The organism is Actinokineospora xionganensis (assembly GCF_014323725.1).
In the GTDB taxonomy this organism is placed as follows: Bacteria; Actinomycetota; Actinomycetes; order Mycobacteriales; family Pseudonocardiaceae; genus Actinokineospora; species Actinokineospora xionganensis.
In genome coordinates this window covers 50,672-70,133 of sequence record NZ_JABVED010000014.1, presented here as the reverse complement: position 1 = coordinate 70,133, position 19,462 = coordinate 50,672, and the positions used below count along the sequence as shown (strand labels likewise).

Here is a 19,462-nt window from a genome sequence, read left to right as displayed (position 1 = left end):
AACGTACCCGGGGTCGCGACCGCGTTTCCGAGAGCTGCCTCACGGCGCGGGTTCCCGGTTCGTGCGCGGCCCCGACCGGCGCTTATGCTCCGGGCCTGTGTCCACCGCACCGATGATCGCCCCCAGCATCCTGTCCGCCGACTTCGCCCGGCTCGCCGACGAGCTCGCCGCGATCCACGGCGCCGACTGGGTCCACGTCGACGTGATGGACGCGCACTTCGTGCCGAACCTGACCCTCGGCCTGCCCATCGTCGAGTCGCTGCTCAAGGTCACCGACATCCCGATGGACTGCCACCTCATGATCGAGGACCCGGACCGCTGGGCCATCGGCTACGCCGAGGCGGGCGCCCACAACGTCACCGTCCACGTCGAGGCGGCCAAGGACCCGATCAAGCTCGCCCGCGATCTGCGCGCGGCCGGGTCGAAGGCCGGTCTGTCGATCAAGCCGGGCACTCCCATCGAGCCGTATCTCGACGTGCTCAAGGAGTACGACACCCTGCTGGTGATGTCGGTCGAGCCCGGGTTCGGCGGCCAGAGCTTCATCGCCCACGTGCTGGACAAGGTCCGCACGGTGCGCGACCTCGTCGACACCGGCCACCTGAACCTGCTGGTCGAGATCGACGGCGGCATCAACAGCGACACGATCGAACAGGCCTCGGAGGCGGGCGTCGACTGCTTCGTCGCGGGCTCCGCCGTCTACAACGCCGCCGACCCCGCGCGCGCGATCGAGGCCCTGCGCACCCAGGCCGTCTCGGCCAACCACCGTTTCGCCTGATCCCGCGCGAGCCGGCTGGCGCGGGCTGCGAAACTGATCGGGTGGACGACAAGCTGACCGCGGCGATGCGGGCCGCCATCGCGGGTTCCGACGCGGTGCGGGGGACGACGAGTCCCAACCCGCCGGTGGGCTGCGTCATCCTCGACGCCGAGGGAAACCAGGTCGGCCTGGGCGCCACCCAGCCGCCCGGCGGCTCGCACGCCGAGGTCATGGCCCTGGTCGACGCGGGGACGAAGGCCCGGGGCGGCACCGCGGTCGTCACCCTCGAACCGTGCGCCCACCACGGCCGCACCCCGCCCTGCACCCGCGCCCTCATCGCCGCGGGCGTCAAGAAGGTCGTCTTCGCCGTCGCCGATCCGAACCCCGCCGCCGCGGGCGGACGCACCGTCCTGACCGACGCGGGCGTCACCGTCGAGAGTGGACTGCTGGCCGACGAGGTCGAACTCGGCCCGCTGCGCGCCTGGCTGCACTACGCGCGGACCGGCCGTCCGCACGTCACCTGGAAGTACGCCGCCACCCTCGACGGCCGGGTCGCCGCCGCCGACGGGACCAGCCGGTGGATCAGCTCCGAGGAGTCCCGCGCCCAGGTCCACGACCTGCGCCGGCGCATCGACGCGATCGTCGCCGGCCGGGGCACGATCCTCGCCGACGACTCCGCGCTGACCGCGAGGTCAGCGGACGGAACAGCTGATGGAACAAGCGTGGACCGGCAGCCGTTGCGAGTGGTTGTGGGAACCGGAGACCTGCCCGAGGGCGCGCGCGTGCTGGACGACGCCGCCGAGACGCTGCACCTGCGTACGCGCGAACCAAGCGAGGTCTTGGCCGCTCTAGGCGAGCGCGGAGTGGTCGACGTGCTGCTCGAAGGCGGCCCGACGCTCGCGGGCGCGTTCGTCCAGGCGGGCGCGGTCGACCGGGTCCTCGCTTACGTAGCGCCTACGCTTCTGGGTGATGGTCCTGTGGCGTTGGGCGCATCGGGCGTGTCGACCATCACCGGAGCTCACCGGTTCAGGGTCGAAGGCGTCACCATGTGTGGACCGGACGTGCGGATCTCCGCCGTGCCGGACCGGAACTGAGGAGGCAGTCGGTGTTCACCGGGATCGTCGAGGAACGCGGCGAGGTCATCGCTGTGGAGGATCTCGCGGACGCCGCGCGGGTCACCATCGCCGGGCCGCTGGTCACCAGCGACGCCAAGCAGGGTGACTCCATCGCGGTCAACGGTGTCTGCCTGACCGTGGTCGACCTCGCCGACGGCAGCTTCACCGCCGACGTCATGCGCGAGACCCTGCTCCGCAGCAGCCTCGACAAAGTCGCCAAGGGCGACCACGTGAACCTGGAGCGCGCCGCCGCCGTGGGGCAGCGCTTCGGCGGCCACATCGTGCAGGGCCACGTCGACGGCACCGGCGAGCTGATCTCGCGTGAGCCCTCCGAGCACTGGGAACTGGTCAAGATCAGCCTCCCGGGCACCCTGGCCCGGTATGTGGTGGAGAAGGGCTCGATCACCGTCGACGGCGTCTCGCTGACCGTCGTGGAGGTCGGCGCCGACTGGTTCTCGGTCAGCCTGATCCCGGAGACGCTGCGCGCGACCACGCTCGGTGTCCGCAAGCCGGGCGAGAAGGTCAACCTGGAAGTGGACGTCATCGCCAAGTACGTGGAAAGACTGGCTATCCCGCACCTCGGATCGACCGGGCGCGGCACCGAGGAGGAGAACACCGGTGAGTGACTTCGCTGCCATCGAGCGGGCGATCGCCGACATCGCCGCGGGCAAGGCCGTGGTGGTCGTCGACGACGAGGACCGCGAGAACGAGGGCGACCTGATCTTCGCCGCGGAAAAGGCCACCCCGGAGCTGATGGCCTTCATGGTCCGCTACACCTCCGGCTACATCTGCGTCCCGCTGACCGAGGCCGACTGCGACCGGCTCGACCTGCCGCCGATGTTCCACACCAACCAGGACGTGCGCGGCACGGCCTACACGGTGACCGTGGACGCCAAGGAGGGCGTCAGCACCGGCATCTCGGCCGCCGACCGCGCCCACACCATCCGGCTGCTCGCCGACGAGAACTCCACGCCGGGAGACTTCAACCGACCCGGCCACGTCGTGCCGCTTCGCGCGAAGGAGGGCGGCGTGCTGCGCAGGCCCGGGCACACCGAGGCCGCCGTCGACCTCGCCCGGATGGCCGGTCTCCGCCCCGCGGGCGTGCTCTGCGAGATCGTGTCGCAGAAGGACGAAGGCGACATGGCCCGCTACGACGAGCTGCGTGTCTTCGCCGAGGAGCACAACCTGGCGATCATCACGATCGCCGACATGATCGCCTACCGCAGGCGCACCGAGAAGCAGATCGTCCGGGTCGCCGAGGCCCGCATCCCCACCGCGCACGGCACGTTCCGCGCGGTCGGGTTCGACTCGCTGCTCGACGGCATCGAGCACGTAGCGCTGGTCTACGGCGACATCGGCGAGGGCGACAACGTCCTGGTCCGGGTCCACTCCGAGTGCCTCACCGGCGACGTGTTCGGCTCGCTGCGCTGCGACTGCGGCCCGCAGCTCGACGCCGCCCTGGAAGCCGTGGCCGCCGAGGGCCGCGGGATCGTGCTCTATATGCGCGGCCACGAGGGCCGGGGCATCGGCCTCATGCACAAGCTGCAGGCCTACCAGCTGCAGGACGACGGCCACGACACCGTCGACGCGAACCTCGCCCTCGGTGTCCCCGCCGACGCCCGCGACTACGGCACGGGCGCGCAGATCCTCGTCGACCTGGGCGTGAAGACCATGCGCCTGCTGACGAACAACCCGGCCAAGCGGGTCGGCCTGGAGGGCTACGGGCTGACCGTTGTCGACCGGGTGCCGCTGTCGGTGTGGCCGAACCCGGAAAACGTGCACTACCTGCGCACCAAGCGCGACCGGATGGGCCACCACCTGGCCGAGCTGGAACACTACGACGGCGGCACGGCGGCGGTTGTGTCCACCACGGGGGAGGAAAAGTCGTGAGTGGCGAAGGCAGGCCCCAGACCGGGGTTCCCCGGTGTGAGGGCGTCCGGCTGGGCATCGCGGCGACGAAGTGGCACGCGGAGATCACCGACCGGCTCTTGGAGCGCGCGCTGGCGGCGGCGGCCGAGGCGGGCATCGAGGAGCCCACGGTCGTGCGCGTCCCGGGCGCCATCGAGCTGCCGGTCGTCTGCCAGGAGCTGGCCAAGCACCACGACGCCGTCGTCGCGCTCGGTGTGGTCATCCGCGGCGGCACCCCGCACTTCGAGTACGTGTGCGACGCGGTGACCTACGGCCTGACAAGGGTGTCGCTCGACGAGAGCACGCCGGTCGGCAACGGGGTGCTCACGGTGAACACCGAGGAGCAGGCGCTCGACCGCAGCGGCCTGCCGGACTCGGCGGAGGACAAGGGCTACGAGGCCTGCGCGGCGGCGCTGGAGACGGCGCTCGCGGTGCGCGGGCTGCGGCACCCGTGGACGGAACAGGGATTCCATTGACCGCTCGACCGCACAAAGTCCGCTTCGTCGCGGGGACGTTCGCGCTGGTGTTCATCGTCGTGTTCACCACCGTGGCGATCCTGCTGCGCAACACCCCGACCGGGGTCTTCTTCCAGCCCTCCGACCAGGTCGCGATGGCCGGGATCGGCGTGCTGCTGGCCTGCGGCGCGCTGTGGTTCACCCGGCCGAAGGTGACCGCCGACGCCGAGGCGGTCTACGTCCGCAATCTGCTGGGCACGGTGCGCTTCGACTGGTCGGTCATCGTGTCGGTGAGCTTCCCGGAGGGCGCCTCGTGGGCCCGCCTGGAGTTGCCCGACGACGAATATGTGCCGGTCATGGCCCTGCAGTCGGTGGACGGCGTCCGCGCGGTGGAGGGCATCCGCGAGCTGCGGCGCCTGCACCGGGAGGCGCACGCCCGGCAGTAGCACGGCCGGTGCTACCCCAGGTAGCATGGGTGGTGTGAAGCTCAGTGTCAGCCTGCCGGAGGACGACGTCCGGTTCATCGACGAGTACTCGGCGCGGGCCGGTGAGCCCTCCCGGTCCTCGGTGATCCAGCTCGCCATAGCCCGGTTGCGTGAGTCGCAGTTGCAGGACGAGTACGCCGCCGCCTTCGCCGAGTGGGAAGAGGCCGAGGAAGCGGGCCTGTGGGACGCCGCCACCGCCGACGGCCTGGCCGATGCGGCGCGGTGACATCCACCTGGTCGACCTGGACCCCGCGCGCGGCTCCGAAGCCGACAAGGTCCGCCCGGCCGTGATCGTCAGCAACAACGCCGCCAACGCCGTCGCCGCCCGCACGGGCCGGGGAGTGGTCACGGTCGTGCCGATCACCTCGAACATCGAACGGGTCTTCGGATTCCAGGTCCTGCTGCCCTCGAAGGCGTGTGGGCTGGTGGTCGACTCGAAAGCGCAGGCGGAGCAGGTCCGGTCCGTCGCGACCAACCGGGTGCGCAAGCGCGTCGGCAAGCTGCCCCCGCAACTGCTCGCCCGCCTCGACGACGCACTGCGCACGCATCTCGCCCTAGGGTGAACCGGGCGCCTGCCCGTCGCGTAGGGCAAGGTGTAGATCCTTCCCGGACCTGGAGGCTCGCTTGACCGCCGTAGAACCCACCACGAAACCCGAAGCCCGGTCCCGCCGCGAGGTGCTGTGCGGCCTGATGGTGGCCCTGGTCGCCCCCGGCGCCCTCGTCGCGGCTTGTTCGGACACCACCGCCCCCACGCCTTCCGGCGGCACCACCACCACGGGCGGCGGCGCCACCCCGTCGGGCCCGCTGGCCGCGCTCGCCGACATCCCCGGCGACAGCGGCCTGGTGCTGGAGAGCACCCCGAAGGGCCCGCTCGTCCTGGTCAGGCCCACCGCCGACACGGTCAAGGCATTCACCGCCGCGTGCCCGCACCAGGGCACCGTCGTCTCGGCCCCGGCAGGCGGGACGATCACCTGCCCCAACCACGGCAGCACCTTCGACGCCGCCACCGGAGCCCTCAAGCGCGGCCCCGCCACGACCGGTCTCAAGGAGGTCCCGGTCAAGGTCGAGGGCGACAAGGTCGTCTTCGCCTGACCCCGAGGCTCCCCCTTGATCGCTGGAGCCGTGCTCCCGGCTGATCAAGGGGGAATCGGGATGTCTACTTCGCGTGGCCGACCACCAGCAGGTGCGGGGACAGGTCGGACTCACTGACCCGCCGGTGCGCGGTCAGGACAAGGCCCGCCCGCTCCAGCGTCTCCACCACCTCGGCCACCGGTCGCACGAGGAAGCCGTGCTGGGTGACGGGCATCTTCGCCATCGCCACCGGGTCGCCGATGCCGATCACGGCGCGGCCGTCCGGGCGGAGGATCCGGCCGATCTCGCCGAACGCCGTGGACAGTTCCTCGATGAAGTAGATCGTGTTCAAGGTGATCAGCCCGTCGACCGAGTCGTCGGGAAGGGGTAGCGCGGTGATCGATCCGGTGTGCAGCCGGAGTCGGTCGTCGGTGAATTCGCGGCGGGCGCGCTCCACCATGGTGGGGGAGTAGTCCACGCCGTGGACTTCGACGGCCTGGGTGTCGAGCAGCAGCCGCAGTCCCACGCCGCCGCCGAACCCCAGGTCGGCGACGACCTCGTCGTCCACGACCGCGAGCGCCTCGACGGCGCCGCTGGTGGCCGCGTGGTTGAACTTGTTCAGCCGCTTCGCCAGCATCTTGCCCATCGGGCCCCGGGGATTGCCCAATTGGCTCGCGAGCAACTTCCGCATCGCGGTCCGCACACCCATGTTCAACCCCATGTCATCGTCCTGATCAAGCCTGCCCCACCGTACTCGCGTGAGCCCGGCCGCGACCGTTGTCGGTGCTCGGCCGTAGGGTTGTCGATGTGGCCGACCCGTCCGCCTACCGACCTTCTCCCGGCACCATCCCGGACGCGCCTGGCGTGTACAAATTCCGTGATCCTGGTGGCCGGGTCGTCTACGTGGGCAAGGCCAAGAGCCTGCGCTCGCGGCTGAGTTCGTACTTCGCCGACATCACCTCCCTGCACCCGCGCACCCGCCAGATGGTCACCACCGCGGGCGCCGTCGAGTGGACCGTGGTGTCCACAGAGGTCGAGGCGCTGCAGCTGGAGTACAACTGGATCAAGGAGTTCGACCCGCGGTTCAACGTCCGCTACCGCGACGACAAGTCCTACCCGGTCCTCGCCGTCACCCTCAACGAGGAATATCCGCGCCTGCACGTCTACCGCGGCGCGCGCAAGAAGGGGGTGCGGTACTTCGGGCCGTACGCCCACGCCTGGGCCATCCGCGAGACCCTCGACCTGCTGCTGCGGGTCTTCCCCGCGCGCACCTGCTCCACCGGCGTGTTCCGCCGCCACGGCCAGATCGGGCGGCCCTGCCTGCTCGGCTACATCGACAAGTGCTCCGCGCCCTGCGTGGGCAAGGTCAGCGCCGACGAGCACCGGGCCATCGTGGGAGACTTCTGCGACTTCCTCTCCGGCAAGACCGACGCCATGGTCCGCCGCCTGGAGAAGGAGATGGCGCAGGCGTCGAACGAGCTGGAGTTCGAGCGCGCGGCCCGGCTGCGCGACGACATCGCCGCCCTGCGCCGGGCTATGGAGAAGCAGGCCGTCGTTCTGGGCGACGGCACCGACGCCGACGTGGTGTCCTTCGCCTACGACGAGCTCGAAGCCGCCGTCCAGGTCTTCCATGTGCGCGGCGGCCGGGTCCGCGGCCAGCGCGGCTGGGTCGTCGACCGGCTGGAGGACGCGGGGGAGGAGTCGCCGGTCACCGGGCTCGTCGACCAGTTCGTCAGCCAGTTCTACGGCGACCAGGCCGACCTCGCCGACGACGTGGACGACACAGTGAACTCGGTTCCGCGTGAGGTCCTGGTCCCCGAGCTGCCCGCCGACGCCGACGCGATCGGCGAGTGGCTGACCGGGCTGCGCGGCTCGCGCGTGCAGATCCGGGTGCCGCAGCGCGGCGACAAGCGGGCGCTGATGGAGACCGTCGAGCGCAACGCCAAAGAGGCGTTCACCCAGCACAAACTGCGCCGCGCGGGCGACCTGACGGCCCGCTCGGCCGCCCTGCAGGAGTTGCAGGACAACCTCGGGCTCGACAGCGCGCCGCTGCGCATCGAGTGCGTCGACATCAGCCACATCCAGGGCAGCGACGTCGTCGCCTCGCTGGTGGTGTTCGAGGACGGCCTGGCCCGCAAGAACGAGTACCGGCGCTTCGCCATCCGCGAGGCCGCCACCGAGGGCGACGTCGCGTCCATCGCCGAGGTCGTGCGCCGCCGGTTCGCCAAGTACGCGGGGGAGTCCGGCGGCCAGGACCGCACCCCGGGCATCGACCCGGACACGGGCAAACCCCGCCGCTTCGCCTATCCGCCGAACCTGCTGGTCGTCGACGGCGCGGGCCCGCAGGCCAACGCCGCCGCCGACGTGCTGGCCGACCTCGGCGTCACCGACGTCGCGGTGATCGGGCTGGCCAAGCGGCTCGAAGAGGTGTGGCTGCCCGCCGAACCGGAGCCGTGCATCCTGCCGCGCACCAGCGAGGCGCTCTACCTGCTGCAACGCGTCCGTGACGAGGCCCACCGCTTCGCGATCGCCTATCACCGGCAGAAGCGCGCCAAGCGGATGACAATGTCGGCATTGGACGATGTGCCCGGTCTGGGGCAGAGTCGCCGGGCGGTGCTGATCAAGCACTTCGGCTCGGTGAAGCGGCTCAAGGCGGCCACCGTCGAGGAGATCATCGAGGTGCCGGGCATCGGCCTGGCCACAGCGAAAGCCGTTCACACCGCATTGAACAGGGGCGAGGACACACGTTGAACGAGCTTGCGAGTTCACCATTGACCACAGTGGGCACGACGACGAGCGTCAGCGAGGATGGCAAGTGAGCACGGAACATGTTGGACCCGGCGTCGAGGTCGCCGTGGTCACCGGACTTTCCGGAGCGGGCAGAAGCACGGCCGCCAAGTGCCTGGAGGACCTCGGCTGGTTCGTCGTCGACAACCTGCCGCCCGAGCTGATCTCCACGATGGTCGAGCTGGGCTCGCAGGCTCGCGGCGCGATCTCCAAGGTCGCCGTCGTGATGGACGTGCGCAGCCGCGCCTTCACCGAAGACCTCTCGGCGATCATCAAGGACCTCGACGCCCGCGGGTACAAGCCACGCGTGCTGTTCCTGGAGGCCACCGACGACGTCCTGGTGCGCCGCTTCGAGCACGTCCGCCGCGGCCACCCCATGCAGGGCGAGGGCAGGCTCGTCGACGGCATCAAGTCCGAGCGCTCCCTGCTCATGCCGCTGCGCGAGGAGGCCGACCTCATCCTCGACACCTCGACCCTCTCGGTGCACCAGTTGCGCGCGAAGATCGAGGACGCCTTCGGCTCCGACGCGGGCACCAGCACCCGGGTCACCGTGCTGTCCTTCGGCTACAAGTACGGCCTGCCGATGGACGCCGACCTCGTCATGGACGTGCGGTTCCTGCCGAACCCGTTCTGGATCCCCGAGTTGAAGGACCAGACCGGCCGCGACGAGGACGTCCGCAACTACGTGCTCAGCCAGGAAGGCGCCGACGAGTTCCTCGACCGCTACCACGAACTGCTGCGCCTCATCGGCGCCGGATACCGCCGCGAGGGCAAGCGCTACCTGACGCTCGCGGTCGGCTGCACGGGCGGAAAGCACCGCAGCGTCGCGATTTCCGAGGAACTGTCCAGGCGACTGTCCGATGAGGACGGTATGGCGGTGAAGGTCGTGCACCGCGACCTGGGGCGCGAGTGAGCGCACCGGAACCGGCCATCCGGGCCGTCGCCCTGGGCGGCGGCCACGGTCTGCACGCCACGCTGACCGCGCTGCGCCTGCTCACCGACGACGTCACCGCCGTGGTGACCGTCGCCGACGACGGGGGCTCGTCGGGCAGGCTGCGCCGCGAACTCGGCCTGCTCCCTCCGGGTGATCTCCGCAAGGCGCTGACCGCGCTCGCCGGTCCCCAGGCGTGGGCCGCGGTGTTCGAACACCGCTTCGGCGGCACCGGGGCACTCGCGGGCCACGCGATCGGCAACCTCGTCCTCGCCGGTCTGCTGGAGGTGCTCGGCGACCCGGTCGTGGCACTCGCCGAAGCCGCGCGGCTGCTCGGCGTGACCGGCCGGGTGCTGCCGATGTCCTTGGAGCCACTGGACATCGAGGCCGACGTGACCGGGTTGGAGGAAGACCCGAGCACGGTCCGCCGCATCCGCGGGCAGGTCGCCGTGGCGACCACGCCCGGCAGGGTCCGCCGCATCCGCCTGCACAACGCGGCCCACCGCGACCAGCCGCCGAGGGCGTGCCCGGAAGCGGTCGCCGCGGTCCGCGACGCCGACGTCGTGCTGCTCGGTCCGGGCTCGTGGTTCACCAGCGTCCTGCCGCACCTGCTCGTCCCGGAACTGCACGACGCGCTCGTGCGGACCGCCGCGACCCGGGTCGTCGTGCTCAATCTCGTCCCCCAACCGGGGGAAACCGCCGGGTTCTCCCCGGAGCGCCATCTCGACGTCCTGAGCGAACACGCGCCCCGCCTGCGGATCGACGCGGTCGTCGCCGACGCGGACGCCGTGTCCACCCCGGACCGTCTCCGACGTGCGGCGAAGGCGCTCGGGGCGGACCTGCTGCTCGATACCATCGCCTTGGGCCCGGCGGGTGACCGCCACGACCCCGACGCCCTCGCCGAATGCCTGCGACGCGCCGTCGGTTCGGTGAGGGGACGCTGAGCCCTTCGGCGTGTCGTGGTGGGATAGACGGCGGGGCGGCCCGTATCCCGGGCCAGGGAGAGGAGTACCAGTGGCGATGACAGCCGCGGTCAAGGACGAGCTGAGCAGGTTGGCGGTGTCCAAGACATGTTGCAGGCGTGCCGAGGTGTCGTCGCTGCTGCGGTTCGCCGGCGGCCTGCACATCGTGGCCGGGCGGGTGGTGGTCGAGGCCGAACTCGACACCGGCTCGGCGGCCCGTCGCCTGCGCAAGGACATCCATGACCTGTACGGGCACCACGCGGATGTGCACGTGATCACCTCCGGTGGTCTGCGCAAGGGCACGAGATATGTGGTGCGCGTGGTGAAGGACGGCGACGGCCTGGCCCGCCAGACGGGTCTGCTGGACCCGCGCGGCCGCCCGGTCCGAGGGCTGCCCGCCCCGGTCGTCTCCGGCGGCGTCTGCGACGCCGAAGCGGCGTGGCGCGGCGCGTTCCTGGCCCACGGCAGCCTGACGGAGCCGGGCCGCTCGTCGGCGATGGAGATCACCTGCCCCGGCCCGGAAGCCGCCCTCGCCATCGTCGGCGCGGCCCGTCGGATGGGCATCCAGGCCAAGTCCCGTGAGGTCCGCGGCGCGGACAGGGTCGTGGTCCGCGACGGCGACGCCATCGGCGCCATGCTCACGAGGCTCGGCGCCCACTCCAGCGTCCTGGCGTGGGAAGAACGCCGCATGCGCCGCGAAGTGCGCGCCACCGCCAACCGTCTGGCCAACTTCGACGACGCCAACCTCCGCCGCAGCGCCCGCGCGGCTGTGGCCGCCGCTGCGCGGGTAGAGCGCGCCATGGAGATCTTGGGCCCGGAGGCCCCGGAACACCTGACGGCGGCGGGTGAGCTGCGGTTGAAGAACAAGCAGGCGTCGTTGGAGGAGTTGGGTCAGCTCTCCGAGCCCCCGATGACCAAGGACGCGGTCGCGGGCCGCATCCGAAGGTTGCTGGCAATGGCCGACAAGCGCGCGAAGGAGTTGGGCCTGCCGGACACGGAGAGCGCCGTGACACCGGACATGCTTGAGGCCGACGCCTGAACCGCGGGGCCGTTGTCGTGGCCCTGGATCAACGAGTTGCCCAACGGTTGCCACCCGCTCGGGAGTAGCGCGAACCCGAATCGTGACCCCCGTCACATCTATGTATCCCCACCCCGAAACCTCGCACTTGAACTCATGGGAGCGCGGGTGCTGCTTGGGGGAGGAGCATCCGCGGAGGGGGGAATCGGACTGGAGTCCGCCCGACGTGGGGGCGGGCGGACTCCACTCCGACCCGACGTGAGACCCGCCGAGACCCGCACCCAGTCATCAAAGCCGTGTTTCCGTCACCGGCCCTCAATCGCACCGGCCACGCCTCTGGTGTTCATGACGTCTCTCTGATTCGATAAAGAGAGTCTGATGACCTCTTGACCTGCGGCACCACGCCCGGGCGCTAGGGTTCATCGGAGTACCAGTCAGTCCAGCCCAAGGGATGAGGGAGACGCACGGTGACGGTTCGCGTAGGTGTCAACGGTTTCGGTCGAATCGGCCGCAATTTCTGGCGGGCGCTCGAGGCCAGTGACCACGACATCGAGATCGTGGCCTTCAACGACCTCGGTGACATCAACACCATGGCGCACCTGCTCAAGTACGACAGCGTGCTGGGCCGCCTGCCCCACGACGTGAAGGTGACCGACGAGGGCATCCAGGTCGGCGACCACCACCTCAAGGCACTGGCCGAGCGCGACCCGGGCAAGCTGCCCTGGAAGGACCTCGGCGTCGACGTGGTGATCGAGTCCACCGGGTTCTTCACCAACGCCGCCGACGCGCGCAAGCATGTCGACGAGGGTGGCGCCAAGAAGGTCATCATCTCCGCGCCCGCCAAGGGCGAGGACCTGACCGTCGTCCTCGGCGCCAACGACGACCAGTACGACGGCTCGCAGACCGTCATCTCCAACGCCTCCTGCACCACCAACTGCCTGGCTCCGCTGGCGAAGGTGCTGCACGACTCGTTCGTCGTCGAGCGCGGTCTGATGACCACGATCCACGCCTACACCCAGGACCAGAACCTGCAGGACGCCCCGCACAGCGACCTCCGTCGCGCCCGTGCGGCCGCCCTGAACATCGTGCCGACCTCGACCGGCGCCGCGAAGGCCATCGGCCTGGTGCTGCCCGAGCTCAAGGGCAAGCTCGACGGCTACGCGCTGCGCGTGCCCGTGCCGACCGGCTCGGCCACCGACCTCACCGTGACCCTGGGCCGCGAGGTGAGCCTCGACGAGGTCAACGCCGCGTACAAGGCCGCCGCTGAGGGCGCCCTCGCCGGCATCCTGCGCTACAACGAGGACCCGATCGTCTCCACCGACATCGTCGGCGACCCGGCCTCCTGCATCTACGACGCGCCGCTGACCAAGGTCAACGGCAACCAGGTCAAGGTCGTCGGCTGGTACGACAACGAGTGGGGCTACTCCAACCGCCTCGCCGACCTGACCGCGCTCGTCGCCTCCAAGCTCTGAGCCGGCTGTCTCGGAGAGATGAAGGCTGGTCAATGAAAACACTCGACGATTTGATCGCCGAGGGCGTGGCGGGCCGGCGCGTGTTCGTGCGCTCCGACCTCAACGTCCCGCTGGACGGCGACAAGATCACCGACGACGGCCGCGTCCAGGCGTCGCTGCCGACGATCTCCAAGCTGGCGCAGGCAGGCGCGAAGGTCGTCGTGGCGGCGCACCTGGGCCGACCCAAGGGCAGCCCGGACCCCAAGTTCTCCCTCGCCCCCGTCGCCACCCGGCTCGGCGAACTACTCGGCAAGCCCGTCGCGCTCGCGACGGACGTCGTGGGGGAGTCCGCCAAGTCCACTGTGGACGGCCTGGCCGACGGCGGCGTCGCGCTGCTGGAGAACGTCCGCTTCGACGCGCGTGAGTCGAGCAAGGACGCCGCCGAGCGCGGTGCCCTCGCCGACGAGTTCGCCGCGCTGGTCGGCGAAGACGGCGCGTTCGTCTCCGACGGATTCGGTGTGGTGCACCGCGAGCAGGCCTCGGTCTACGACATCGCCACCAAGCTCCCGGCCTACGCCGGTGGCCTGGTGCTCGCCGAGGTCGAGGTGCTCCGGCAGCTCGCGGGCGAGCCCAAGCGGCCGTACGTGGTCGCGCTGGGCGGCTCCAAGGTGTCGGACAAGCTCGCGGTGATCGAGTCGCTGCTGCCCAAGGTCGACACGCTCCTCGTCGGCGGCGGCATGTGCTTCACCTTCCTCGCGGCCCAGGGCCACGGGATCGGCGACTCGCTGCTCGAAGCCGAGATGGTCGACACCTGCAAGCAGCTGCTGGCCGACGCGGACGGCAAGATCGTGCTGCCGACCGACATCGTCATCGCCGACGACTTCTCCGCGGAGGCCAACGTCGAGACGGTGCCCGCCACGGAGATCCGCGACGGCTGGAAGGGCCTCGACATCGGCCCGGACAGCGTCGCCGCCTACGGCAAGGTCCTGCGCGACGCGGGAACGGTCTTCTGGAACGGCCCCATGGGCGTGTTCGAGCTGGCTCCGTTCGCGGCGGGCACCCGCGGTGTCGCGCAGGCGATCGTCGACGGCGACTCGTTCTCCGTCGTCGGCGGCGGCGACTCGGCGGCGGCCGTGCGGCTGCTCGGCCTGCCCGAGGACGGGTTCTCCCACATCTCCACCGGCGGCGGCGCGTCGCTGGAATACCTGGAGGGCAAAGAGCTCCCCGGCGTAGCGGTCCTGGAGGCCTGAACGTGGCTAGGCAAGTCCTGATCGCGGGCAACTGGAAGATGAACCTCAACCACCTCGAGGCCATCGCCCTGGTGCAGAAGATCGCCTTCTCGCTGCCCGAGAAGTACTACGCGAAGGTGGAGGTGGCCGTGCTGCCGCCGTTCACCGACATCCGGTCGATCCAAACCATGACCGACGGCGACAAGCTGCTGCTCAAGTACGGCGCGCAGGACATCTCCCCGCACGACTCCGGCGCCTACACCGGCGACGTGTCGGGCCTGATGCTCGCCAAGCTCGGCTGCAGCTACGTCACCGTTGGCCACTCGGAGCGCCGCGAGTACCACGCGGAGACCGACGAGTTGGTCAACAAGAAGGTCAAGGCCGCGCTCAAGCACGGGATCACGCCGATCCTGTGCCTGGGCGAGCGCATCGAGGTCCGCGAGGCCGGAAACCACGTCGAGCACTGCACCACGCAGCTCGTCGAGGGCCTCAAGGGTCTCAAGGCCGAGCAGGTCGCCAAGGTCGTCATCGCCTACGAGCCCGTGTGGGCGATCGGCACCGGCCGGGTGGCCACCCCGCAGGACGCGCAGGAAGTCTGCTTCGCTCTGCGCAAGCAGCTGGCGGAGAAGTACGGCGACGACGTCGCCAACACCGTGCGCGTGCTCTACGGCGGCTCGGTGAAGTCCGGCAGCATTGGCGAACTGGTCGCCCAGGACGACATCGACGGCGCTCTTGTCGGCGGTGCGAGCCTGCAGGCCGACGAGTTCACCAAGCTCTGCGCACTGGCCGCAGGCGGACCGTTGCCGTAGGTGAGGACGCTTTTCCCGGGCCGGGTAGCATTGCGCTGCCCGGCCCGCGGCGTTCTTGCGGATGCGGGCGCCTGGGATATCTGGTAACAGTTCGAGGCTTTCAGGCCGGGGCGGTGCTCGAAGACGTGTGCCGCACCAGGTAGCCTGTTGCTTCCATCGTTCGACAGCGAGGATGACATGGTTCTGACCCTGCAGATCGCACTTATTGTGACCAGCCTTCTGCTGATCCTGTTGGTGCTGCTGCACCGCGGTCGCGGCGGTGGCCTTTCCTCGCTTTTCGGCGGTGGCATGCAGTCCAGCCTCTCCGGCTCCAGCGTCGTCGAGAAGAACCTCGACCGTGTGACGCTGTTCGTCGGGTCGGTTTGGATCATCTGCGTCATCGGCTTGGGCCTGCTCGTCAAGGTCATCTGAGTCGGCATTCACCCGCTGCCGGGCTGGGGCCAGGCGGCGGGGCTCGCAGGACAAACTGACGAACCACGTGGTGGGGGTGTGAACATCAATGGCCGGTGGCAATGCGATCCGGGGTACCCGGGTCGGGGCTGGTCCCATGGGTGAATCCGAGCGAGGCGAGTCCGCCCCTCGGCAACGAGTTTCCTACTGGTGCGCGAACGGACACGAGTCGCGTCCGTCGTTCGCCCTCGACGCGGAGCGCCCCGAGTCCTGGGACTGCCCGCGCTGCGGCCTCCCGGCCGGGCTCGACGAGAAAGAGCCGCCGAAGGCGCCGCGCAACGAGCCGTACAAGACGCACCTCGCTTATGTGAAGGAGCGCCGCTCGGACGCCGATGGCGAAGCCATCCTCGCCGAGGCATTGGCCAAGCTCCGCGCCCGCCGCGAAGGCTGACCTTTAGCTGAGAAAGCCACCCCAGGGATTCCCTGGGGTGGCTTTCTCGTTCTCGAAGGCCCGCCGAATCTATTTGAAATCTAAACTGAAAGCGGATAAGTGGCGCGCACCCGGAATCCGCCATCCGCTGTCGGACCGGCGGTGAAACTGCCGCCAAGCAGACCGGCCCGCTCACGCAGTCCCAATAGCCCGTGCCCACCCGAAGGCAGCCCGGACGGACGGCATTTCGGCCGGTCGTTGCGGATCTCCACCACCAGCGTGGACCCGGTGGCCCGCACCCGCACCGTCGTGGGCGAGCCCGCCGCGTGCTTGTGCACGTTGGTGAGGGACTCCTGGACCGTGCGGTATGCCGCCCGCGACACCGGGGCGGGCAGCAGCTCCGGCGACGCGTCCATCGCCAGCGTCACCGACACGTCGCACCCGTGGACAAGCGTGCCGATGTTCTCCAGGCCGGGCTGGTATTCGTCCTCGTCCCCGCCCGAGCGCAGCACGCCGACAAGCTCGCGCAGCTCCTCCAGCGTGCGGGTGCTCAGCGCGCGGATCGTCTCCGCGGCCTCGACCGAGTCGGCGTCCTTGGCCGACACCTTCAGCGCCCCGGCCTGCATCGCGATCAGGGTCACCTGGTGGGAGACCACATCGTGCATCTCCCGCGCGAGTTTGGCCCGTTCGGCCGAGCGGACCGTCTGCGCGTGCAGCCGCTGTTCGCGGGCGCGGCTGCGGGCGAGCTGGTTGATCCGGGCCGACAGCTCCTGCCGGACTGTGATCAACATCCCGATGGCCACGGGCATCCCGGCGACCAGCACCGCATAGATGGCGTCCAGGAAGTGTTCGCGCCAGGTCAGTTCGAGGAAGTCGGCCCACGGCCACAGCACGAATCTGCACAGCCCGACCAGGAACGCCGCGATGAGCGTTCGCCAGGTCAGCAGGTAGCGCTTGGCCAGCGTCCCGAGGGCGATCATGGCGGCGAGCTGAGCCCATCCGGTGAAGAACCCGGGGATGGTCAGCACCAGCGCCACACACGGCACGTGCCTGCGCAGCGGCATCGCCAGCACGGCCAGCCACGACAGCCAGCTGGAGTAGCCGGGCGCGCCGTCCGGCTCGACCAGCCATACGTCGAGCGCGGCGATCGCCGTGGCGGCGATGTCGGAGACGATTCCCCGGACCCGGGGGTCGGCCCACAGCTCGGTGAGTCTTGGCGGCAGGGGGATTCGGCGACGCGCCCGCCCGGGTGTTCGGGCGGGCGTCACGAGCGCGGTGTCGTCCGGTACGACCATCTGGGCGACCAGGGTGCCACCTCCATCGACGAGCGCTGTGTCCAAGACCGTTTCTCGCTGCTCAGGCTGGTCATGCAAAGCCGCGCGCTGCTCGGGAACGGTCTTCGAGGTTGTAGCATTCTTGCGGTTCGAGCCCGGGCGGCGCGGTAGGTGTGGCATGGATCGCCTTTCTGGCCCACGAGCACTCTCGGGGCTCGCTACCCACAACGACGGATAATCGCCCAAATCGGGACGACGTATTGCCCGATTCTGTGCGAGAGCAAATCGCCGGCCACAAGCTTGGCGGGGAGGGAGGAGGAGATTTGCGCACGCTGATCATCGACAACTACGACTCCTTCACCTACAACCTTTACCAGGCTTTGGCCGCCATCGATGGCGCTCGCCCGACAGTTGTCCGAAATGATGAGGACTGGGATCTCGGCGGACTGGTCGATTTCGACAACGTGGTCATCTCGCCCGGCCCGGGCCATCCCGGCGTGCACCGCGACATCGGCCTGAGCCGCGCCGTCCTCGCCGCCGCGCGCCAGCCGCTGCTGGGCGTCTGCCTGGGCCACCAGGGGCTGTGCCTGCTCGCGGGCGCGGAGGTCACCCGGGCGCCCGAGGTGCGCCACGGCAGGCTGTCGGAGGTCCGCCACGACGGCCGTGAGCTGTTCGCGGGCATCCCGTCGCCGATGCGGGTCGTGCGCTACCACTCGCTGGCCGTCGAAGACCTGCCCGAGGAGCTGGAAGCGACCGCGTGGGCCGAGGACGGCGTCCTCATGGGCGTGCGCCACCGCGAGCGGCCCGCGTGGGGCGTGCAGTTCCACCCGGAGTCGGTGTGCACCGAACACGGCGACGCCCTGCTGGCGAACTTCGCCGACCTGACCCGTCGCTGGTGGGACGAACACCCGCGCGAGACCGTGATCGCCGCCGCGGTGCCGGAGGCGCATCACCCTGAGCCGCCGCCCGCCGCGCGGGTCCACGTCCGCAAGCTGACGGTGCCGGTCACCGCGGAGGAGACGTTCGACGCCCTCTATCGCGACTCCGCGCACGCCTTCTGGCTCGACAGTGCCACGGGCGGCCGGTTCTCGTTCCTCGGCGACGCCTCGGGCCCGCTGGCCCGTGTCGCCACCGCCGACGTGTGGACCGGCCAGGTCGCCATCACCTCGCGCACGGGCGTCGAGGTCGTCCGGGAGGAGTTCCTGGCCTGGCTCGACGCCGACCTGGCTCGGTGGCGGGTCGAGGTCCCGGACCTGCCGTTCGGCTTCGCCCTGGGCTGGGTGGGCTACCTGGGCTACGAGCTCAAGGCGGAGTGCGGCGCCGACCGGGTCCACCACTCGCCCGACCCGGACGCCCAACTGGTCTTCGTCGACCGCGCGGTGGTGTTCGACCACGCGACCGGCGAGGTGTACCTGCTGGCCCTCGACGTGGAGTGGGCGGAGCAGACCGCGGCCCGGCTGGTCGACCTCGCCACCGCCCCCGCGCCCGCGCCGCCCGTCGAGCGCGGGGTGGTGGCCGGAGCGCTCACCCCGCGCCACGACCGGGCCGCGTACCTGGCGATGATCGACGAGTGTCAGGCCGCGATCGCCGACGGCGAGACCTACGAGGTCTGCCTGACCAACGTGCTCACCGCGGGCGCCACGATCGACCCGTGGCAGGCCTACCGGTACTTGCGCCGCACGAGCCCGGCCCCGTTCGGCGCGCTGCTGCGCTTCGGTGAGCTGTCGGTGCTGAGCACCTCCCCGGAGCGGTTCTTGTCCGTCACGGCGTCCGGCGAGGTGGAGTCCCGCCCGATCAAGGGCACCCGCCCGCGCGGCCGCACGGAGGCCGAGGACGAGGCGCTGCGCCACGACCTCGCCACCGACGAGAAGGACCGCGCCGAGAATCTGATGATCGTCGACCTCGTCCGCAACGACCTGGGCGTCTACGCCGAGATCGGGTCGGTGCACGTGCCCGGGCTGTTCGAAGTCGAGACCTACGCGACCGTGCACCACCTGGTCAGCACGGTTCGCGCGCAACTGTCCGAAGGGGTCTCCGCCGTGCGCTGCGTCCGCGCCGCGTTCCCCGGCGGCTCGATGACCGGTGCGCCCAAGGTGCGGACCATGGAGATCATCGACCGGCTTGAGCGCGGTCCGCGCGGCGTCTACTCAGGAGCGATCGGCTACTTCTCGCTGAGCGGCGCGGCCGATCTGAGCATGGTGATCCGCACCCTGGTGGCCCGGCCCGGCGAGGTCGGCTTCGGTGTCGGCGGCGCGATCATCGCCCTGTCGGACCCGGCGGGGGAGTACGAGGAGACGGCGGTCAAGGCGACCACGATGCTCGGTCTGCTGGGCGCGGAGTTCCCGGATCGCGTACGCGCGTCCTGAGTTCGCCCGCAGGCCACCGGTAGGCCA

At 70.2% G+C, this 19,462-nt stretch carries 21 protein-coding genes; 19 read left to right on the top strand and 2 right to left on the bottom strand.

All coding sequences use genetic code 11. The annotated features are described in order from the left end of the window. Positions 1 to 112: 112 nt before the first annotated feature. The 9 genes from rpe to GPZ80_RS23160 all read left to right on the top strand — a co-directional run bounded on the left by rpe (position 113) and on the right by GPZ80_RS23160 (position 5,809). Positions 113 to 775 carry a ribulose-phosphate 3-epimerase gene (gene rpe / locus GPZ80_RS23200; RefSeq protein ID WP_187223281.1) on the top strand — a complete coding sequence of 221 codons (663 nt, stop codon included), beginning with the start codon at positions 113 to 115 and terminating at the stop codon, positions 773 to 775. Between the two features lie 65 nt (positions 776 to 840). Further along, positions 841 to 1,848, top strand: a complete 1,008-nt coding sequence (ribD, locus tag GPZ80_RS23195) for a bifunctional diaminohydroxyphosphoribosylaminopyrimidine deaminase/5-amino-6-(5-phosphoribosylamino)uracil reductase RibD (RefSeq protein ID WP_187223280.1) — start codon at positions 841 to 843, stop codon at positions 1,846 to 1,848. 11 nt (positions 1,849 to 1,859) lie between these two features. Continuing rightward, on the top strand, positions 1,860 to 2,495 hold the full coding sequence (locus tag GPZ80_RS23190) for a riboflavin synthase (protein WP_187223180.1): 636 nt from the start codon (positions 1,860 to 1,862) through the stop codon (positions 2,493 to 2,495). Then, complete coding sequence (locus GPZ80_RS23185) at positions 2,488 to 3,759, top strand: bifunctional 3,4-dihydroxy-2-butanone-4-phosphate synthase/GTP cyclohydrolase II (protein ID WP_187223179.1); 1,272 nt, start codon at positions 2,488 to 2,490, stop codon at positions 3,757 to 3,759. Before GPZ80_RS23190 ends, GPZ80_RS23185 begins: the two co-directional genes overlap by 8 nt. Continuing rightward, a complete protein-coding gene (gene ribH, locus GPZ80_RS23180; RefSeq protein ID WP_187223178.1) occupies positions 3,756 to 4,253 on the top strand; it encodes a 6,7-dimethyl-8-ribityllumazine synthase in 498 nt (165 codons plus the stop codon). The genes GPZ80_RS23185 and ribH overlap by 4 nt, the downstream gene beginning before the upstream one ends. Next, the gene (locus GPZ80_RS23175) at positions 4,250 to 4,678 is read left to right on the top strand and encodes a PH domain-containing protein (protein ID WP_222719743.1); all 429 of its coding nucleotides are present in this window, start codon (positions 4,250 to 4,252) and stop codon (positions 4,676 to 4,678) included. The genes ribH and GPZ80_RS23175 overlap by 4 nt, the downstream gene beginning before the upstream one ends. 34 nt (positions 4,679 to 4,712) lie before the next feature. Next, entirely contained in the window at positions 4,713 to 4,943 is a 231-nt protein-coding gene (locus tag GPZ80_RS23170) for a ribbon-helix-helix domain-containing protein (RefSeq protein ID WP_187223177.1), read from the top strand. Further along, a complete protein-coding gene (locus GPZ80_RS23165; protein ID WP_187223176.1) occupies positions 4,930 to 5,280 on the top strand; it encodes a type II toxin-antitoxin system PemK/MazF family toxin in 351 nt (116 codons plus the stop codon). The genes GPZ80_RS23170 and GPZ80_RS23165 overlap by 14 nt, the downstream gene beginning before the upstream one ends. Positions 5,281 to 5,341: 61 nt before the next feature. Then, positions 5,342 to 5,809 (top strand): Rieske (2Fe-2S) protein, encoded by a 468-nt coding sequence (locus GPZ80_RS23160; protein WP_246477389.1) that lies wholly within the window; start codon positions 5,342 to 5,344, stop codon positions 5,807 to 5,809. A 64-nt stretch (positions 5,810 to 5,873) separates the two neighbouring features. Here GPZ80_RS23160 and GPZ80_RS23155 read toward each other — a convergent pair whose 3' ends face one another. After that, entirely contained in the window at positions 5,874 to 6,509 is a 636-nt protein-coding gene (locus tag GPZ80_RS23155) for a class I SAM-dependent methyltransferase (RefSeq protein WP_246477388.1), read from the bottom strand. 86 nt (positions 6,510 to 6,595) lie between these two features. Between GPZ80_RS23155 and uvrC the strand changes: the two genes are divergently transcribed. The 9 genes from uvrC (at position 6,596) to GPZ80_RS23110 (ending at position 15,816) form a co-directional block, all read left to right on the top strand. Further along, entirely contained in the window at positions 6,596 to 8,539 is a 1,944-nt protein-coding gene (uvrC, locus tag GPZ80_RS23150; protein WP_187223175.1) for an excinuclease ABC subunit UvrC, read from the top strand. A 64-nt stretch (positions 8,540 to 8,603) separates the two neighbouring features. Then, complete coding sequence (gene rapZ / locus GPZ80_RS23145) at positions 8,604 to 9,488, top strand: RNase adapter RapZ (RefSeq protein ID WP_091383266.1); 885 nt, start codon at positions 8,604 to 8,606, stop codon at positions 9,486 to 9,488. A gap of 17 nt (positions 9,489 to 9,505) precedes the next feature. After that, on the top strand, positions 9,506 to 10,450 hold the full coding sequence (locus GPZ80_RS23140; RefSeq protein ID WP_187223276.1) for a gluconeogenesis factor YvcK family protein: 945 nt from the start codon (positions 9,506 to 9,508) through the stop codon (positions 10,448 to 10,450). Positions 10,451 to 10,520: 70 nt separating this feature from the next. Continuing rightward, positions 10,521 to 11,507 carry a DNA-binding protein WhiA gene (whiA, locus tag GPZ80_RS23135; protein ID WP_091383268.1) on the top strand — a complete coding sequence of 329 codons (987 nt, stop codon included), beginning with the start codon at positions 10,521 to 10,523 and terminating at the stop codon, positions 11,505 to 11,507. A 446-nt stretch (positions 11,508 to 11,953) separates the two neighbouring features. After that, on the top strand, positions 11,954 to 12,958 hold the full coding sequence (gene gap / locus GPZ80_RS23130) for a type I glyceraldehyde-3-phosphate dehydrogenase (protein ID WP_187223174.1): 1,005 nt from the start codon (positions 11,954 to 11,956) through the stop codon (positions 12,956 to 12,958). Positions 12,959 to 12,990: 32 nt separating this feature from the next. After that, positions 12,991 to 14,187, top strand: coding sequence for a phosphoglycerate kinase (locus GPZ80_RS23125; protein WP_187223173.1), 1,197 nt, complete (start codon positions 12,991 to 12,993; stop codon positions 14,185 to 14,187). A 2-nt stretch (positions 14,188 to 14,189) separates the two neighbouring features. Continuing rightward, entirely contained in the window at positions 14,190 to 14,975 is a 786-nt protein-coding gene (gene tpiA, locus GPZ80_RS23120; protein ID WP_187223172.1) for a triose-phosphate isomerase, read from the top strand. 177 nt (positions 14,976 to 15,152) lie between these two features. Continuing rightward, entirely contained in the window at positions 15,153 to 15,386 is a 234-nt protein-coding gene (secG, locus tag GPZ80_RS23115; RefSeq protein ID WP_091383272.1) for a preprotein translocase subunit SecG, read from the top strand. Between the two features lie 88 nt (positions 15,387 to 15,474). After that, complete coding sequence (locus tag GPZ80_RS23110) at positions 15,475 to 15,816, top strand: RNA polymerase-binding protein RbpA (protein WP_091383273.1); 342 nt, start codon at positions 15,475 to 15,477, stop codon at positions 15,814 to 15,816. A gap of 80 nt (positions 15,817 to 15,896) precedes the next feature. Here the strand turns inward: GPZ80_RS23110 and GPZ80_RS23105 are convergent, their stop codons facing one another. Beyond that, complete coding sequence (locus GPZ80_RS23105; protein ID WP_246477387.1) at positions 15,897 to 17,135, bottom strand: sensor histidine kinase; 1,239 nt, start codon at positions 17,133 to 17,135, stop codon at positions 15,897 to 15,899. Positions 17,136 to 17,392: 257 nt separating this feature from the next. Here GPZ80_RS23105 and pabB point away from each other — a divergent pair, with 257 nt between their 5' ends. Further along, positions 17,393 to 19,435: an aminodeoxychorismate synthase component I gene (gene pabB / locus GPZ80_RS23100; RefSeq protein ID WP_187223171.1), complete on the top strand. Its 2,043-nt coding sequence runs from the start codon at positions 17,393 to 17,395 to the stop codon at positions 19,433 to 19,435. Positions 19,436 to 19,462 lie beyond the last annotated feature (27 nt).

Coding starts and splice junctions, on each gene's coding strand:
- GPZ80_RS23110 (WP_091383273.1), top strand. CDS start 15,475: ATGGCCGGTGGCAATGCGATCCGGGGTACCCGGGTCGGGGCTGGTCCC.
- secG (WP_091383272.1), top strand. CDS start 15,153: ATGGTTCTGACCCTGCAGATCGCACTTATTGTGACCAGCCTTCTGCTG.
- ribD (WP_187223280.1), top strand. CDS start 841: ATGCGGGCCGCCATCGCGGGTTCCGACGCGGTGCGGGGGACGACGAGT.
- GPZ80_RS23165 (WP_187223176.1), top strand. CDS start 4,930: ATGCGGCGCGGTGACATCCACCTGGTCGACCTGGACCCCGCGCGCGGC.
- rpe (WP_187223281.1), top strand. CDS start 113: ATGATCGCCCCCAGCATCCTGTCCGCCGACTTCGCCCGGCTCGCCGAC.
- GPZ80_RS23125 (WP_187223173.1), top strand. CDS start 12,991: ATGAAAACACTCGACGATTTGATCGCCGAGGGCGTGGCGGGCCGGCGC.
- GPZ80_RS23155 (WP_246477388.1), bottom strand. CDS start 6,509: ATGGGGTTGAACATGGGTGTGCGGACCGCGATGCGGAAGTTGCTCGCG.